Genomic DNA, 16,628 nt, shown 5'->3' on the forward strand with positions numbered 1-16,628 from the left:
GGAGCCGCCAGTTTGGCGGTAGCCATCATCAATCTGGTAACCGAGGAGAGGTTTCATGGCATTCGACATGCATATCAAGTTCGAAGGCGGCAGTGTTCAGGTCAAGGGTGCTTCCAATCACAAGAAGCACAAGGGCGAAGTGCCGATCCTGGCCTGGTCGTGGGGTGTGAGCAACTCGGGTGACCTGCACTCCGGCGCAGGCTCCGCCAGCGGCGGTAAGGCTCACGTGCAGGATATTTCGATCACCAAGTACGTGGACGGTTGCTCCAATGCTCTGATGCAGGCCTGCTGCACCGGCGCACGCGTAGAAAAGGCCACGGTGTACGTGACCAACGCTACCGGCGAGCAGACCGACTTCCTCACCATCGAGTTGAGCGAAGGCGTGCTGATCACCTCCGTGTCCACCGGCGGCAGCGGTGGCGAAGATCGTCTCACCGAAAACGTCACGCTGCACTTCGGCAAGTTCAAGTACTCCTTCCAGCCGCAGGACGACAAGGGCGGCAAGGATGGCGGTACGAAGGACTTCACCTTCGACATGCAGCAGGTCGCCAAGGGTTGAGCCTGATCCGGCTTTTGCACTGATCTTGGTGACAACTGCCGGAGGTTTTGCCGGCGAAGTTTGGCATTGCGCGCAACAATCTGTTCGGGCAATGCCAATTCATTCGCCATGACGACGGTTATCCAAGGGGGCGTCATTCCCGCGAACGCGGGAATCCATTTTCAAGGATGCATCCGAGCAAGATGGATGCCCGCTTGCGCGGGCATGACCGCCCTGAGGGGACGCGTATGTCATGGCAACCCAATCCCTCTCCTGTACGCAGGAGAGGGAATGTGGTGTGCGCCCGGCTAAATCACGGTCCTTCCGGAATGCAGGGCTTAGGACATGACTCCCGAAAACATGCTGAAAGAAGGCCGCCTCGACGAGGCGTTGCAGGGCTTGACCGCCCAGGTGCGCGGCAATCCGGCCGATGCCAAGGCAAGAGTGTTTCTGTTTCAGCTGCTGTCGCTGCTGGGGCAGTGGGAGCGTGCACAAACGCAGCTGAAAGTAAGTGGCGAACTGGATGCGGGCAATACGCTGATGGTGGGCGCCTACAGTCGCGCCTTGCAGGGTGAACTGGAACGCCATGCCGTCATCAGCGGCGTGCGTCCGCCGGTGGTGATCGGCGAGCCGGCGCAATGGCTGGCCTTGCTGCTGCAATCGCTGAAGCTGATCGGCGAAGAACGCTACGAGCAAGCCCTGCTGTTGCGCGATCAAGCTTTTGAAGCCGCTGATGCCGTAAGCGGCACGATCGACGATGAACGGTTCGAGTGGATCGCTGATGCCGATCCGCGCTTCGGTCCGTGCCTGGAAGTGATCGTCAACGGTGGTTATTCGTGGGTGCCGTTTGCGCGCATCCGCGAGCTGAAATTCGAAGCGCCGACCGATCTGCGCGACAAAGTGTGGTCGCCGGTACAGATCACCTGGAACAACGGCGGCGAAGCGATCGGCTTTGTGCCGTGCCGCTATCCCAATTCGGAACGCGCCCAGGACAGCGACGTCGTGTTGGCGCGCAAGACCGAGTGGATCGATCTGGGCAACGACTGCCTTGTGGGTTCCGGCCAGCGCATGCTGGCGACGGATGCCGGCGAATATCCGCTGCTGGATATCCGCACCATCACGTTTGACACGTGATATTAGAGCCTGTCTAGGGTCTCGGCGTGGCCCGCGCCGGGACTGTTTGCCTGACGGGCAAGGAGGAACGAAGGCGTGTATGTCGATACACAACTGAGTGAGGACGCAGTCCGGCGGGCAAACAGCCCCGGCCCGAAGGGTTGCCACGGTGCGGCCGCCATGCGGCAGCGCGCGGCTTGGCTTGCCAGCCAGGCAAGCGCTGCGCCACGCACTACCACCTGGCGGCCGCACCGTGGCAACGCGGGCTACGCCGAGACCCTAGACAGGCTCTTATGGCCGAGCTGACTACCCAGGAACGCCTGCAGCCATCGCTGCTGGATCGGCTGGCCGATGATGAACCGGCAAAGGCCGAAGAAAGCCGTGAGAAACGCGTGATTTCCGCGACGCGCCTGCGCGATTGCGTAGCGCGCGATATTTCCTGGCTGCTCAATTGCGTAAATCTCGGCCTCGACGACGATCTGGCCGATTACCCGGACGTGGCGCGCTCGGTCGTCAATTTCGGCATTCCCGATCTCACCGGTGTGGCGGTCGCTGGCGTCGATGCCAAAGTGCTGCAACGGAAGATCCGCGAAGCCATTCTCGCGTTCGAGCCACGGCTTACCCCGAACACGTTGCGCGTGATCATCAATGCCGATCTCAAGCGCATGGATCGCCAATCGCTCACGTTCAACATCGAGTCGGAGATGTGGGCGCAGCCGATTCCGCTGAATCTCTATCTCAAGACCGAAGTGGACCTGGAAACAGGCAAGTTCAATGTTTCGGAGAGCTTCGGCTAATGGACCCCAGACTGCTGCGCTACTACAACCGCGAGCTGCAACACGTCAGGGAAATGGGCGCGGAATTCGCGCGCGAATACCCCAAGATTGCCGGTCGCCTCGGCATGGAAGGTTTCGAGTGCGCCGATCCTTACGTTGAACGCCTGCTGGAAGGTTTTGCCTTCCTTGCAGCGCGCATCCAGCTGAAGCTCGATGCGCAGTATCCGGTGTTCACGCAACACCTGATGGAAATGATCTACCCGCACTACCTGTCACCCATCCCATCGATGGCGGTCGTGCAGCTGAATCCCGACACGAAAGAAAGTGCGCTGGCCACCGGCTACACCGTCGCGCGCAACACCGCGCTGCGCAGCCTGATCTCCAACGACGATCGCACCGCCTGCGAATACCGCACCGCGCACGACGTCACCCTGTGGCCGCTGGAACTGGTCGAAGCCAAGTACTTTGAAACACCGGCCGCCATTGCGGCTGCCAGCGTGCCGATTCCAGCCGGCAAGACCGTGCGTGCCGGCCTGCGCTTGAAATTCGTCATCACCGCTGGCGCCCAAGCCAATATGCTGGCAATGGACGAGCTGCCGGTCTTCATTGCGGGCGCCGACGAATTGCCCAAGCGCCTGTATGAGCAATTGCTGGGCAACGCACAAGGCTTCGTGGTGCGCATGCCGAGCCCGAGCGGCATGCTGGTCGAACACTTCGATGCATCGGCCATTCGCGACAAGGGCTTTGCGGACAACGAGGCCTTGCTACCGTATTCCGATCGTTCCTTTAGCGGTTATCGCCTGCTGCAGGAATATTTCGCCTGTCCTGAGCGCTTCTTGTTCGCCGTGTTCACCGGTTTGAAACAGGTGCTCGCGCGTTCGCAGGCCACCGAGTTCGATCTCACCGTCTTCTTCGACCGCAGCGTCGCCCGGTTGCACAACGCTGTCGACACCAGCAATTTCCGGCTGTTCTGCACGCCGGCCATCAACCTGTTCCCACGTCGCGCCGATCGTATCCATCTGCAGCAAGGCAGAACCGAATACCACGTGCTCGCCGACCGCACGCGGCCGATGGATTTTGAAGTGCACAGCATGAGCCAGGTGGAAGGCTTCGGTGATAAGGCGGAACCTGAGCAGCGCTTTCAGCCGTTCTACGGATGCGATGAACGTGTCTGGCACAGCGGCAGTGCGGCCTTCTATACCATGCGCCGCGAACCACGCCTGCTATCCGCGCGGCAGAAACTGCATGGCGCGCGTTCTAGCTACGTGGGCAGTGAAATATTCATCTCGTTGGTGGACGCCAACGATGCGCCGTATTCCACCAATTTGCGGCAGATCGGCATGATGTTGATGTGCACCAACCGCGATCTGCCATTGCAGATGCCGGTGGGCAAGTCGCGTACTGATTTCACGTTGGAAACCGGCGCACCGATCACGTCCATCCGCTGCGTAGCCGGCCCGACCAAGCCGCGCGCGCCCACCGCGAATGGTGAAACCGCATGGCGTCTGCTCAGCCATCTGCAACTCAACTACGTCTCGTTGCTGGGCGAAAGCGGTGAAGAGGGCGCAGCAGCTCTACGCGAAATGTTGACCTTGTACTGCGATGAGTTCGATGCCAGCGCCCGCCGCCAGATCGAAGGCGTCAAGGCGGTGGCCTGCCAACCCGTGGTCAGGCGTATTCCGGTGCCGGGACCGATCGCCTTCGGGCGCGGCCTGGAAATCACATTGACGTGCGATGACGGCGCATTTGAAGGAACGGGGGCCTTTCTGCTCGGTTCGGTGATGCGGCATTTCTTTGCGCGCTACGTCTCGGTGAACTCCTTCACCGAAACCGTGCTGCGTACCCTGGAACGCAACGAGGTGGCTCGATGGCCGGCCCGACTCGGCAAACGCCAGATCCTGTAGCGCTGGAAAACGCGCTGCGCGATCAGCCGGAAGCCTTCGAATTTTTCGAAGCGCTGCGCTGGCTCGAATGCGCGCATCCCGACCGCCCGCGCTTCGGACGTTCCACCAAGCCGGCGGAAGATCCCGTGCGCCTGTGCCAGACCCCGTCACTGGCGTTTGCGCCGCGCACCGTGGATCGCTTCGAGCAGCGGGCCGATGGCAAGCCGCCACGCATGTATGGCCTGTTCTTCGGTCTGTTCGGTCCTAATGCACCGTTGCCGCTGCATCTGACCGAATACGCCCTGGACCGCAAGCTCAACTCGCGCGATAGCACCTTCATCGCGTTCGCGGACATCTTTCATCACCGCATGTTGAGTCTGTTCTATCGCGTGTGGGCCGACGCGCAGCCGACCATCCAGCTCGATCGCCCCGGAGAGGACCGTTTCAGTCTTTACATGGGCGCGCTGGTGGGCTTGTCCACGGCCAACCTGCAAGGCCGCGACGCCTTGCCGGACCGCTACAAGCATTTCTTCGCAGGACGCCTGCTGGCGCAGGCACGCAATGCGGAAGGCTTGAAACATCTACTGGAACATTTTTTTGGTGTTCCGGTGAGCGTGATCGAGTTCACCACCGAGTGGATGCGTTTGCCGAGTTCGGCGCACCTGCGCCTGGGGCACTCCCGCGATGTGGCGTGCCTCGGTTCCACCGCGGTGATCGGCGAATACGTGTGGGGCGCGCAGCAACGTTTCCGCCTGCGGCTGGGACCGCTGACGAGATCGCAGTTCAACAACTTCCTGCCGGGCGGCGAAGCACTGCGCCAGCTGGTCGCGGCAGTGAAAACCTATGTGGGCGAAGAAAAAGCGTGGGACGTGCAACTCGTGCTCAAGGGCGATGAGGTGCCGACCACGCGGATGGGGCAGAGCGGGCGGATGGGGCTGACCACGTGGTTGGGGCAGCAACAACGCAAAGCGGATAACGATGATGTGGTGTTGAGGCCGGTGGGGTAGGGCGACTCCCCATCGTGGAACAAATGGCTCGTTTGTCGAAAGGAAATTGGCATGTCAGAAACGACCAAAGTGGATTTATATCGATCCTGTCGGATTGAGCAATTTCCGCATGGGCTCATGCGTGATGAGCAGCCTGTGCCTGGCGTTCTTTACCCGGATTTCTATCCAAAGACGCTGAAGAGTGGTGACGTTCGCAACGCCGACGTGGACTTGAAAACCAAGGAAGGCGTTGAATGGGTGATGCCTGGAGGTGGCACGTCTCTGTTTGACCGGGCTGCCGTTTTCACCGCGCCAGGCTGGTTGTCTTTCGAGATACCGGATAGCACCCCCATTCCTGATTCGCTCGTTGTCAAAAATACTGGTTACAACAAGCGGTTCAAGGCCACACACTATCAGATAGAGGCCAAGGAAATGATGACCAAGGAGGCCATGAAGGGAGCCTTGGATAATTTTGCGCGCAACGCGATTGCACGGTCGGTTGAGCTTTCCCGGGCGTAACGAGTTAGTGGAGTAGCAATATGCCTCAGATAAGCGGTTCGACGTTGATGATGGCGATTCAAGCTGTCGATGCAAAGATTCATCAGATCACAGAGCAATTGGAGACAGATGACAGCCCCGAAGCGGGTGATCTGGAGTTGCTGCTGTTGAGCTACGAGAAAGCTGCACAGGAATTGCGGACTGGATATGAGGAAGCACAGCGGACGATCAGTAATCTTCCGCCGTACCAGAAACTCGTTCGTCCGTAAGTATGCGTAAGTGAAAACGATCAATTAAGGGGCGATAGCGTCATGGCAGAAATCAGTCGCAGTGCACTGTTCGGCAAGCTCAACAAATTAGCCTACCGCGGCATCGAAAGCGCCACGGTGTTCTGCAAGCTTCGTGGGAACCCCTACGTCGAGCTGGTGCATTGGATTCACCAGATCCTGCAATTGCAGGACTCGGATCTGCACCGCATCGTCAAGCAGTTCAACCTCAATCCTTCCAATCTGGCGCGCGACGTCACCGATGCGTTGGATCGCCTGCCGCGCGGCTCCAGCAGCATTTCCGATCTCTCCAGCGACGTCGAGGAAGCCGTTGAGCGCGCCTGGGTGTTCGCCACGCTGATGTTCGGCGAAGCGCAGGTTCGCAGCGGCTACCTCATCTTCGGCGCGATGCGTACACGCAACCTGCGCAACACGCTGCTCAACATCTCCAAGGAATTCGAGAAGGTCAAGTCCGAAACCCTGGCGGAGAAATTCGCCGAGGTGGTCAGCGGTTCGCCTGAAGATGGTCAAAGCGCCAACGATGGTTTCCGCCTCGGCAGTGCCGCCGCACCGGGCGAAGCCAGTGGCGCGATTCCGCCGGCGCAAATGGGCAAGCAGGAGGCCTTGCGCCAGTTCACCGTCGATCTGACGGAGCAGGCCCGCAACGGCAAGATCGATCCCATCGTTGGCCGTGACGAAGAAATCCGCCAGGTGGTCGATATTCTGATGCGCCGCCGTCAGAACAACCCGATGCTGGTTGGTGAAGCCGGTGTGGGCAAGACCGCGGTGGTAGAAGGTTTTGCATTGCGTATTGCTGCTGGCGACGTACCGCCGCAATTGAAGGACGTGGAACTGCGCACGCTCGACGTCGGCCTGCTGCAAGCCGGCGCAAGCATGAAAGGCGAGTTCGAAAACCGCCTGCGCCAGGTGATCGAAGAAGTGCAGTCCTCTCCCAAGCCGATCATTCTTTTCATCGACGAGGCGCACACGCTGGTCGGTGCCGGTGGTGCCGCCGGTACCGGCGACGCGGCCAACCTGCTCAAACCTGCATTGGCGCGCGGCAACTTGCGCACGGTCGGCGCCACCACCTGGGCCGAATACAAAAAGCACATCGAGAAAGACCCCGCGCTCACCCGTCGCTTCCAGACCGTGCAAGTGGACGAGCCCAGTGAAGAAAAGGGCATCCTGATGATGCGCGGCGTCGCCAGCGTGATGGAGAAGCACCATCGCGTGCAGATTCTCGACGAAGCGCTGGAGGCCGCGGTAAAGCTCTCGCATCGCTATATTCCTGCACGCCAGTTGCCGGACAAGGCGGTAAGCCTGCTGGATACCGCTTGCGCGCGCGTCGCCATCAGCCAGCACGCCGTGCCACCGGAAGTCGACGACACGCGCAAACGCATCCAGGCGCTGGAAACGGAGCTGGGGATCATTGCCCGCGAGAAAACCGTCGGCGTGAACGTGGCTGAACGCGAAACCGTCGCCAACGAAAAACTCGCCGAGCAAAAAGCACGGTTGGAAAAACTCGAAGCCAATTGGCAGGCCGAGAAAGCACTGGTCGAAAAAATCCTTGCCATCCGCGCCAAGCTGCGTGGCGATCATTCACCCGTGGAAGGCACCGGCAGCAAGCTGGAAAAAGCAGTGGAGGCCGAAGCGGTAGCCGAGAACGTATCGCCTGAACTCAGCGACGCCGAACGCGCCGGCTTGCTTGAGGAACTGCATGGATTGCAGACACAGCTCGCCGAGCTGCAAGGCGAACATCCGTTGATTCTTCCCACGGTCGACTACACCGCAGTAGGGTCCGTGGTGGCGGATTGGACTGGTATTCCCGTCGGCCGTATGGTCAAGAGCGAATTGGAAACGGTCATGAATCTGGCCAAGCTCATGAGCCAGCGCGTGATCGGCCAGAACCACGCCATGGAAATGATCGCCAAGCGCATCCAGACCTCGCGCGCTGGTCTCGACAATCCCAACAAGCCGATCGGCGTCTTCATGCTCGCCGGTACTTCCGGCGTCGGCAAAACCGAAACCGCATTGGCATTGGCTGAAGCGCTCTACGGTGGCGAACAAAATCTCATCACGATCAACATGAGCGAATTCCAGGAAGCGCACACCGTTTCCACGCTGAAAGGCGCACCTCCCGGCTACGTCGGTTATGGCGAAGGTGGTGTACTCACCGAGGCCGTACGCCGCAAACCCTATAGCGTGGTGCTGTTGGACGAAGTGGAGAAGGCACATCCCGACGTCCACGAAATCTTCTTCCAGGTCTTCGACAAGGGCGTGATGGAAGACGGTGAAGGCCGCCAGATCGATTTCAAGAACACCCTGATCCTGCTCACCACCAATGCCGGCACCGACCTGATCGCCAGCCTGTGCAAGGACCCGGACCTGATGCCCGATCCGGATGGGATGGCCAAGGCACTGCGCGAACCGCTACTGAAAATCTTCCCACCTGCATTGCTGGGTCGCCTGGTGACGATTCCGTATTACCCGTTGAGCGAGCAGATGCTGGGCGAGATCGTGAAGCTGCAGCTTGGCCGCATCAAGAAGCGTATCGAGGCACGCTACAAGATTCCGTTCGAGTACAACGAGGACGTGGTGAAGCTGGTGGTGAGCCGCTGCACCGAGAGCGAGTCGGGCGGGCGCATGATCGATGCGATTTTGACCAATTCGATGCTACCTGATATCAGCCGCGAGTTCTTGTTGCGCATGATCGATGGAGCATCTGTAACGCGCACCCAGGTGGGTGTGAAAGACGGAGATTTTTCTTACGCGTTTGAGTAAACGGCTATTCGAATTTGCTCTTAACTTTCGAGGAGTCTGCCATGCCTTTGGCACAAGGAATGACGAGAGGGGTGGGGTTGGCGACCATGAATGGAGCGTCGATTCCTGAGTTGGGCCTAGCTCCGAATATTGCATTGGACGTAAATGACGACATCCATTTTGGCATCAACGTGCCAGGTGCGGGCCATGCCTTGTATGCGGACTTGAACGCTGCGGTTCAATTGGAACAGGACTTGATCGGTTTGGGACCACGCACCATTGACATCAAACGTCGAGGTGGCCGGACAGCCGAGGACGACTGGAAAATCTTCCAAGGTCAAGCACGTGCGCGGCCGCAAACCGGAATGACCGGAGCAAGTTATGCCAGGTTCAATCAGTTGCCGATAAAGAGCACACATTTTCCTGCAGGCGCCCATATCAGCAATGTGGACAAGGCGGGTCAGCCAAAAAATTATTCAAGGGGGGCAACAGGTACCAAGGCCGATGCAGGAGGCCTTGAAATGGGTACCCGGTGGTCGAAGACAGCCCTGGAAAGCGCGCTTGCGCGCCCGACCGGACGTATTCATTTCCACCTCACTGGCATGGGCGATCTGGCAGGCCCGCTTGGCAAGACCGGCGGGTTTTCCCACAACGTCACGAGCAGGGAGTTGCGTTACGTAAGGCGCTTCTGGTTGCGGTTCCAGGACAAGGTTACCTTTTACAACGGTTATACCGCGGGGCTGGCACCGGTCATGGTGCTGCCGCCGTGGATTGCCGCCTGGCAAGCGGATACGCCGCGATGTGCCCGTTGCAATGAAGAATTCAGCCGGGCATTTCCGGTGCGATGGCGACACCATTGCAGACTTTGCGGCTCTTGCGTTTGCGATGACTGTTCGCCGGATCGGGTTCGCCTCAGATACCCGGTCCAACGGCCGGGCGATGCGAGAGAAGCTGGCGCGGTGCGTGTCTGTCACCAGTGTTATGTAGCTTTCAATCGTGGAGCGCCATCGACATTTTGACCGTTGCATGCCGGCATCGACGTGCTCCGGATGGGCGTATTTCTTGTCTTGAAAGCCGATATGTCGCCAGGGAATAGGGAATAGGGAATAGCGAGATGGCAACGTTTACGGAAAACTTCAACTATCGCGAAGATCTCGTTTGCGGCATAACGGGACAATGCGATGTTTATGTCGATCGCTTCATCAACGACAAGTCGACCGGGGATGGTGAAGGCGATCCGCGTTCCACCGGCGAGCGCGCCGAGCATTGGGCGCGGGTGACACAGAAGAGCAAGATGTTCATCCATGCCTTCAATGATCCCATCACCCACACGGATTTTTCGGAGCAGGTTTTACAGGTTCCCGTATCTTCCGATTTGGACGTAAGCGCCTACCAGCAAGCATTACAGCGCCATCCGAAGTTTGCGCCACAGAACACCAAGATGGCATCCATGAGGTCGCTGGCAAAAGGCGACGAGCTTGCTTCGGGGCTTTCCAAGGCTGACCTCGATCCGAAAAAGCTTGCCGATCTGGAAGGACTGCTTGCCGTGCGGCGTGCATGCAAGTTCGGTATCGAAGATGCGGTATCCCGCAAGGGTTGCAAAGTCCACTACATCCTGGACGGCATCGTCATTGCGGACGTGGTGTCGAAGAAGACATTTCCGCTGAGTTCCGGTGGCACCGGTGTTCCCATTACGACGTCCGAGCTGCGATTTCTCTTCCGTGAATGGAGCCGGTTCCGTCATACCGGAAGAGTCATTTTCTATCGCGATTTCAACGAAACCGGGACGCCTTGGTCAAGCGAAGCACTGCAGGGATGGGCCGCATATGCCATGCACTTGCTGGAGAAGAGGCATGCAGACGATGCGAATCTCAACGCAGCCAAGGCATGTTGGAGCGGGCATGATTGGAAAGGTGTTATCGGCGTTTTTCACAACATTGCACTGCGATGAGTAGAAGGAGAGGGGCGTGAAAGTTGGTCTCGCAAGGCGTTTCAAATCGCTTGAACTCGATGTCATCAATTATTCCGACATGTGGGACGTCGTCAGGAGCACGCTACCGTCGCCCGCGAAGCCGCGTTTCGGCGACGGAACCGTCGACGATCCGTATGTCCCATTCGGCATCCAGAACTGGTATTGGCTATCAAAATGCGACATAACCGCCGATCCGACCTTTGTCCGGGTGGGTAGCCGTCTTATCGCACGCTGGGGCACCAAAGCCAGGGGACTTGTCAATTACTCATCGGATGTGACGGACGTTCCACGCGAACTCCTGCATGGCGACAGGCAGATGGAGGCCATCACGGCCGTGAAGGATGTGGTCGACAGGAGCGATGCAAGCAGAGGGATTGCGCTCAAGTCGACCGTCTACACCCGCAAGGCCCAACGGGTGGAAGGTACGGCTCCATCAAGTGGCCCGAGTTCTTCGAGCAGTTCAAGTTCGTCCAGTTCCTCGAGTCCTTCGACCAATCCAGGCTGGGCCGCGATGAAGGCAAGGGAGCTGATGTGGGGAAACGGGGGCGGAACCCCTGAAGAAGCCGAATTGGCCAATACCCTTTGCGGCCTGCTGATGTGTGAAAGCAACCCAAAGCGCGATCCGTCGGGCGTGGTTTTTTTAACTACGTTGATGTTGTTCGACTTGGTACAGGCCGGCGCAGGCTACGGGCGGCAGGGTCAGCGGTATACGTGGTCTTCGATGCTCATGCATGGCGATGCCGCCCGCAATATCGCGGGGCCGGCAGCGGTACCCGGAAGACACGCCGGCGCCGGTGATCTCGGCAAGCACCCCATGGCAGGAGCTGGCACCGTCAGCTTGGGAAAAAGCATGAGCAACGCCAGTGCCGACAACGGATCGCGCAATCGTGTCGTCTCGGTATTTTCGGCATGGCTGGCCAACTATATGGCCGAGCAAGACACTGCGCGGAACTGGGCGTTTTTTTTGATTCGGCAAGATGCAAAAGAATGGTCCAGCAAGGTCAAGCCCGTGGCGAAGACATACAGGACTTTGAAGGAGCTGGCCGGCTTGAGCCTGACGGTAAGGGCAAGCACGACTTCATGTCTTTTGAACGGAAGCAGAAGCGCTGACATCGGCTATGTGGATGCTGCATCGTTGACCCAAGTTGCATAGCTGGACTGTTGATGGCTTGCCCTGCCGGCGAACGGACCTGCTAAGGAAGCGGCGGCGAGGAGGAAAACCGGGCCGGCATTTTTACCTAAAGATGCTCGCCCTTTTTTGAGACAGCCAAAGGAAAGAAGTTAGGTCGGCGTGTTATTGAATGATGCTGAATACTGGCCACGTTCTTGGATTTGAGGAGTATCTATGCGAATCGACCAAGTTTCGGAAGACATCTTGCTGGGCTTCCTGCTGGAGGAATTTCACGCTGTCGAAGGGTTTGATGTCGATGAGGAACGGCGGGCAAAGGATTTTCAGGCCTATGCGCACATAGCGAAGGCTCTCTCTGAAGCCGGTGCAATCCAGGAACTGGCGAGGCGCCTTGCGATAGAACTGCGCGAACGGTATTGCAGCAAAAAATACGTTTCGAAAGATGGCCAGACGTATCGCATCGTGGGCGCGTTTTCAAATGCGCTCAAGGACTATGCCGGCCATTTTGGCTTCAGCTCGGAGCTGGTGTTGCTCAACGGCCCGGTGGAGAACCGGGTGTTCGCCGAGCAGGTATATGCAAAGCGACTGTTTCGCGACGTCTATACGCGGCCTCACGGTGAGTTTACCCATGCTTTGCAGTGGCTTCTATTTGGCGATCAATTTGAAAACATAGCGAATCTTTACAGCCGATCGGTAAAATATCTATCGAAATCGACCTTTCAAAGTGGAAAAGAAGCGTCCCGCATAGTGATGTGGCAATTCCTGGTCGATTGTTTCGACGGGGATGAAAACTACTCCGCCAATATCCTGTGCAAGACATTTCGCTGCCCGCAGATATTTACCAATCGCCTGGTCGAGATTCTTCCTTCGGGGGCGTGGCTGGGCAATTTCATCATGGCTCGCCGGCAAAAAGGCCTGAGCAGCGGGGTGCCGCCCTATGAGGACGGGCACTACACCAGTGGGAGGCAAGTCACCATGCCAACGAACTATTTGAACCGTACGCTGCGTTATCCGGATGGCGAGGTTGCCCAGGTATACACGGAGGTGAGTACCAACGTATACAAGAAGGACTTGCTGGAAGCTCAGCCTGTCGCGCAGGCCGAGCAGGGGTTTCGAGTCACTCGGCTTTGATGGCGGAGAGGCGAAAAGCCGGCCAAATCCGGCGGCGAATATCCCGACGTGCAGACGTTGACCCTGTTCTTACGCTTTTTCTTGCCTGTCTACGATTAAATACGCACTATGCATTTGAAGTCCTGATTGGTTTATCTCGCAATCGGTTTTGTGGGTATCGTCCCGTTGCTGACGGCCATGCTGGCCAGCGCCATGGTGAAGTGGCCTGGCTGCTCAAGAACGTGGCAAAACGCCAAGAGGTTCGGGTTCATGGCCCGTTGGAATGGGATAACCTGCGCGCCATATTGAATAACTGCCGTTTGGTGATCGAAGTCGCTCGGGGTTACTTCCGTGATGCTGAGTCAGCAAGATTCTGAGGCGCTGGACTGAACGGAATAGAGGGAAGAATGGAATAAGGCCATCAGTGTTTGACGGATTGAAGGCAGTGTTTTAACTCATAGGAAGGAGTGGTCAGGATGCCGGTAGATGTAACTGCAGCAAGCAAGAAGCATTGGGAGCGTTGGAAGCATGATTGCAGTGGATTTGCTCATGCAGTGGCTGATGAGTTGGGTGTTTCCCTGGAAGGAAATGCCAACCAGATGGTCGATGCCATGAACGCGGATGGCAGTGGTTGGACAAAGCTCGGACATAGCGGCGGTCAGGCGCAGAAGTATGCGAATGGTGGCTACTTCGTTGTCGCCGGTTTGAAAGCATCCGGTCATGGCCACGTAGCCATCATCGTGCCAAGTACCAAGAACAGCGCCTATCCCATCGGCTATTGGGGGCGTTATGGTGGAACCGGGCGGCAGGAGACGGCGATCAATTGGTCGTGGAATCATTCGGATCTGCCAAAGGTGGAATATTTTGCCGTACGCATTCCGGGAGGTGGCAAGTGACGCGCCTGACTTTTGCTTTATCAACCATGGCGCTGGTGCTTCTTCCTTGGTTTGCACAAGCATGTGATTTCACACCCGTCCGGATTGTGCAGAGCGTGGGGAAAGTCGGCGACATCACCGTGAACTTCGGCGAGGCGGATGATGCTCAACATCCGACCGCATGGCAGGGGCCACTGCAGATATCGGTGGGTGGTGCACCTGCATGCCCGGTAAGCGACGAGGTATCTATCATCGAAGATCCGGTGATATTGGCAGGCGACGTCTTGTACGTTCCGACTTACTCGGGTAGCAACAACTACCTGTATGCGGTAGATGTGAAGACATGCAAGGTGATCTGGCATAGCAGCCATTTCGCCGGAAAAACGGTCCTGAAGAAGGGAAGGTTGTTTGCCGGGAAGGACGAGGTCGTCGTCGACCGGCAATGCCGACCATCCGGCCCTGGCGGTAAGTAAGTTGTCCGAAGACAACATCGTTACAAGCGTTTGGAGGTTTCCATGCAACCCGCAGCTCGCCTTACCGATATGCATACCTGCCCGATGACTACCGGGCCAGTGCCTCATGTCGGCGGTCCGATCTCCGGCCCAGGCGCGCCGACCGTATTGGTCGGCGGCATGCCCGTCGCATGCGTCGGCGACCTGGCGGTTTGCGTAGGGCCGCCTGATGCGATTGCCATGGGGTCGCCGAAAGTGTTGGCCGGGGGCCGACCCGTTGCGCGTTTAGGGGATAGCACGGCGCATGGTGGGGTGATCGTGCTTGGGTGTTTCAAGGTGTTGATTGGTTGAGGGCGTAGGCTGGATGCGATTGAGATCGCAGTTGGCCCTGTCATTTTTGCTGATAGTGGTGTTCTTGTTGTCCGGTTTGTCAGAGGGAAGTGCGATGGGGACATCGGATTGGATCCTGTTTTCGGAAGTTCACGGCAAAGTAAATTTGCTTTGCGAACTGACTCATTCACCGGGCCAGCAAGGCACGCACTGCGGAATCTGCAGGGCATGAACCGATCGTCCCTGCCTTGGCGAGAAGAATCTGGGCGCCGACATTCACTCTCCCTGATTCGTGCTGTCATGTTTGTCGTTGTAATTTTCTTGTTGTCCAGCTTGTCAGAGGGATGTGCCATGGGGTCGTCGGATAGTTGGGTTTTGTTTTCGGAAGTTCACGGTACGGTGTTGAAGGACGGCCAGCCGGTACAAGGGGCCGAACTGGTCGAAAAAGCCGAGTGGTCGGAAAACGACGCCGACAACCCGACCCAGCACACCGTGACCGATGAAAAGGGACGGTTTTCATTCCAGCAGCTGGAGCGCAAGCGAGGATTTATCCACCGCTGGCTTCCGACACAGCCCGTGGTAAACCAAACCATCACCATCAAGTACCAGGGCGTGGAGTACGAGGCTTGGATGCACGGCAAGCTCACCTATGAGGCGAACACGGAGCTCGATGGGCGGCCGTTGAACCTTGTGTGTGAGCTGACTCATCAGCCCGATCGTGAAGGTACGCATTACGGCATTTGCAAAGCAGTTTGAAGCGCAAATCATTCAATCTTTTCAGGGGATGACATAGATCATGGCAATGGAGATTTCACCGCCTCAAGTGGCTGAGATTGCCAGCAGCACCTATCCGTTGCGCACTTCGACGGATATGCGGACTGCATGGGCATTAATGCCAACCGCAGGCGAAGGTTTCGATGTACGTGGCGGTAAGCGTCTGGTTGGCGTTACTGGAGTCGGTGTGCAAAAGCGCTCTGGTTTCGGCTATGTGGCCTGGGGGCAGGGCGCTCGCCAAGGTGAATGCTTGATTGCCGTGCGTGGCACGGATAGCGGCCCCGACTGGCTTAGCAATTTTCGGTTTGGTGGCGTCATTGGGCCCAGTGGTTACGTGGTACACGTGGGTTTCTGGAGAGGAGCACAGTCGGTGCTGCCCCAGATCCGGCAGCAATTGCGCGGTCGCAACCCCACGGCTCTGCATGTGGTTGGCCATAGTCTTGGTGGAGCGATGGCAACCTTGATCGCCGACAGCTTGAGCAATATGGGGTGTCCCATGAAGCTCTACACGTTCGGTGCGCCACGTTGCGGCGTGGAGGGACACGCTGAATACCTGACTTCCAAACTTGGTGCGGAAAACATCTATCGTGCCTACCACGACACCGATCCGGTGCCTATGGTGCCGCCGTTTCCTTATTTCCATGTGCCCTACGGCAGCAATGCCTATCGATTGAAAGGGGCCGGAACACTGGTCAGCGTTCCATCACATCTGATGCCTTCGTATCGGGCGTCTGTGGAGGGATGCACATGGTCTTCGTTGCCTGTCATCCTGCCCAAGCACAACAGTTTTGAAGCTGCCAGCGAATGGCTCTCGCAGGCTTCGAAAGACAGCGGCCCTTTCATCATGATGTCCGCAACCGCACTGCGGTTGATCCTTTCCGCGCTTGATTGGATCGTCAAACAGATAGGCAGGAGCGCCGCCCTTCAATTGTTTGCAGACGCGACACTCCTTGATGGCCTGGCACGCCTGCTTTATAGCGGTGCGCTGATGTCCATCGAGTTGGGGGAGGCGATCGGCAATCTAATGAACGCGGCTTTGCGTTTCATGGGGCGCACTGCCATTGCGGCGGCCAGCATGACGGCGACCTTTATCGAGTATGTGCTCGGTATGTTGTTCCACTTTATCGCAGCAATCGCAAGGCGAGCGATCGACATGCTGGATTGAA

The 16,628-nt window shown here is 57.9% G+C and carries 17 protein-coding genes; all 17 read left to right on the forward strand.

Translation table 11 applies throughout. From position 1 onward, the window contains the following. Positions 1-55: 55 nt before the first annotated feature. The 17 genes from IEX75_RS14715 to IEX75_RS14795 all read left to right on the forward strand — a co-directional run bounded on the left by IEX75_RS14715 (position 56) and on the right by IEX75_RS14795 (position 16,627). Positions 56-559, forward strand: coding sequence for an Hcp family type VI secretion system effector (locus tag IEX75_RS14715; RefSeq protein ID WP_188795038.1), 504 nt, complete (start codon positions 56-58; stop codon positions 557-559). 324 nt (positions 560-883) lie between these two features. Further along, a complete protein-coding gene (locus IEX75_RS14720) occupies positions 884-1,672 on the forward strand; it encodes a type VI secretion system accessory protein TagJ (protein ID WP_188795039.1) in 789 nt (262 codons plus the stop codon). A 272-nt stretch (positions 1,673-1,944) separates the two neighbouring features. Further along, the gene (gene tssE / locus IEX75_RS14725) at positions 1,945-2,448 is read left to right on the forward strand and encodes a type VI secretion system baseplate subunit TssE (protein WP_188795040.1); all 504 of its coding nucleotides are present in this window, start codon (positions 1,945-1,947) and stop codon (positions 2,446-2,448) included. Further along, positions 2,448-4,331: a type VI secretion system baseplate subunit TssF gene (gene tssF / locus IEX75_RS14730; protein WP_188795041.1), complete on the forward strand. Its 1,884-nt coding sequence runs from the start codon at positions 2,448-2,450 to the stop codon at positions 4,329-4,331. The genes tssE and tssF overlap by 1 nt, the downstream gene beginning before the upstream one ends. After that, positions 4,295-5,317: a type VI secretion system baseplate subunit TssG gene (tssG, locus tag IEX75_RS14735; RefSeq protein WP_188795042.1), complete on the forward strand. Its 1,023-nt coding sequence runs from the start codon at positions 4,295-4,297 to the stop codon at positions 5,315-5,317. The genes tssF and tssG overlap by 37 nt, the downstream gene beginning before the upstream one ends. Positions 5,318-5,368: 51 nt before the next feature. Continuing rightward, positions 5,369-5,815 carry a Tse2 family ADP-ribosyltransferase toxin gene (locus IEX75_RS14740; protein ID WP_188795043.1) on the forward strand — a complete coding sequence of 149 codons (447 nt, stop codon included), beginning with the start codon at positions 5,369-5,371 and terminating at the stop codon, positions 5,813-5,815. A gap of 20 nt (positions 5,816-5,835) precedes the next feature. Then, a complete protein-coding gene (locus tag IEX75_RS14745; protein WP_188795044.1) occupies positions 5,836-6,063 on the forward strand; it encodes a Tsi2 family anti-toxin in 228 nt (75 codons plus the stop codon). A gap of 42 nt (positions 6,064-6,105) precedes the next feature. After that, complete coding sequence (gene tssH / locus IEX75_RS14750) at positions 6,106-8,841, forward strand: type VI secretion system ATPase TssH (protein WP_188795045.1); 2,736 nt, start codon at positions 6,106-6,108, stop codon at positions 8,839-8,841. 41 nt (positions 8,842-8,882) lie between these two features. Beyond that, complete coding sequence (locus IEX75_RS14755; RefSeq protein ID WP_188795046.1) at positions 8,883-9,839, forward strand: FYVE zinc finger domain-containing protein; 957 nt, start codon at positions 8,883-8,885, stop codon at positions 9,837-9,839. 95 nt (positions 9,840-9,934) lie between these two features. Then, on the forward strand, positions 9,935-10,771 hold the full coding sequence (locus IEX75_RS14760; RefSeq protein WP_188795047.1) for a hypothetical protein: 837 nt from the start codon (positions 9,935-9,937) through the stop codon (positions 10,769-10,771). Between the two features lie 16 nt (positions 10,772-10,787). Further along, positions 10,788-11,945, forward strand: coding sequence for a hypothetical protein (locus IEX75_RS14765; protein ID WP_188795048.1), 1,158 nt, complete (start codon positions 10,788-10,790; stop codon positions 11,943-11,945). A 192-nt stretch (positions 11,946-12,137) separates the two neighbouring features. Further along, entirely contained in the window at positions 12,138-13,052 is a 915-nt protein-coding gene (locus IEX75_RS14770) for a LirA/MavJ family T4SS effector (protein ID WP_188795049.1), read from the forward strand. Positions 13,053-13,507: 455 nt separating this feature from the next. Next, a complete protein-coding gene (locus IEX75_RS14775) occupies positions 13,508-13,927 on the forward strand; it encodes a hypothetical protein (RefSeq protein ID WP_188795050.1) in 420 nt (139 codons plus the stop codon). Continuing rightward, positions 13,924-14,379, forward strand: a complete 456-nt coding sequence (locus IEX75_RS14780; protein ID WP_188795051.1) for a PQQ-binding-like beta-propeller repeat protein — start codon at positions 13,924-13,926, stop codon at positions 14,377-14,379. Before IEX75_RS14775 ends, IEX75_RS14780 begins: the two co-directional genes overlap by 4 nt. 42 nt (positions 14,380-14,421) lie before the next feature. Next, positions 14,422-14,709, forward strand: coding sequence for a PAAR domain-containing protein (locus IEX75_RS14785; RefSeq protein ID WP_188795052.1), 288 nt, complete (start codon positions 14,422-14,424; stop codon positions 14,707-14,709). 207 nt (positions 14,710-14,916) lie between these two features. After that, entirely contained in the window at positions 14,917-15,444 is a 528-nt protein-coding gene (locus IEX75_RS14790) for a DUF6795 domain-containing protein (RefSeq protein WP_229720843.1), read from the forward strand. A gap of 136 nt (positions 15,445-15,580) precedes the next feature. Further along, entirely contained in the window at positions 15,581-16,627 is a 1,047-nt protein-coding gene (locus IEX75_RS14795; protein ID WP_229720900.1) for a lipase family protein, read from the forward strand. Position 16,628 lies beyond the last annotated feature (1 nt).

The organism is Dyella nitratireducens (assembly GCF_014642835.1).
GTDB classification, from domain to species: Bacteria; Pseudomonadota; Gammaproteobacteria; order Xanthomonadales; family Rhodanobacteraceae; genus Dyella_B; species Dyella_B nitratireducens.

Coding starts and splice junctions, on each gene's coding strand:
- IEX75_RS14715 (WP_188795038.1), top strand. CDS start 56: ATGGCATTCGACATGCATATCAAGTTCGAAGGCGGCAGTGTTCAGGTC.
- IEX75_RS14720 (WP_188795039.1), top strand. CDS start 884: ATGACTCCCGAAAACATGCTGAAAGAAGGCCGCCTCGACGAGGCGTTG.
- tssE (WP_188795040.1), top strand. CDS start 1,945: ATGGCCGAGCTGACTACCCAGGAACGCCTGCAGCCATCGCTGCTGGAT.
- tssF (WP_188795041.1), top strand. CDS start 2,448: ATGGACCCCAGACTGCTGCGCTACTACAACCGCGAGCTGCAACACGTC.
- tssG (WP_188795042.1), top strand. CDS start 4,295: ATGGCCGGCCCGACTCGGCAAACGCCAGATCCTGTAGCGCTGGAAAAC.
- IEX75_RS14740 (WP_188795043.1), top strand. CDS start 5,369: ATGTCAGAAACGACCAAAGTGGATTTATATCGATCCTGTCGGATTGAG.
- IEX75_RS14745 (WP_188795044.1), top strand. CDS start 5,836: ATGCCTCAGATAAGCGGTTCGACGTTGATGATGGCGATTCAAGCTGTC.
- tssH (WP_188795045.1), top strand. CDS start 6,106: ATGGCAGAAATCAGTCGCAGTGCACTGTTCGGCAAGCTCAACAAATTA.
- IEX75_RS14755 (WP_188795046.1), top strand. CDS start 8,883: ATGCCTTTGGCACAAGGAATGACGAGAGGGGTGGGGTTGGCGACCATG.
- IEX75_RS14760 (WP_188795047.1), top strand. CDS start 9,935: ATGGCAACGTTTACGGAAAACTTCAACTATCGCGAAGATCTCGTTTGC.
- IEX75_RS14770 (WP_188795049.1), top strand. CDS start 12,138: ATGCGAATCGACCAAGTTTCGGAAGACATCTTGCTGGGCTTCCTGCTG.
- IEX75_RS14775 (WP_188795050.1), top strand. CDS start 13,508: ATGCCGGTAGATGTAACTGCAGCAAGCAAGAAGCATTGGGAGCGTTGG.
- IEX75_RS14785 (WP_188795052.1), top strand. CDS start 14,422: ATGCAACCCGCAGCTCGCCTTACCGATATGCATACCTGCCCGATGACT.
- IEX75_RS14790 (WP_229720843.1), top strand. CDS start 14,917: ATGAACCGATCGTCCCTGCCTTGGCGAGAAGAATCTGGGCGCCGACAT.
- IEX75_RS14795 (WP_229720900.1), top strand. CDS start 15,581: ATGCCAACCGCAGGCGAAGGTTTCGATGTACGTGGCGGTAAGCGTCTG.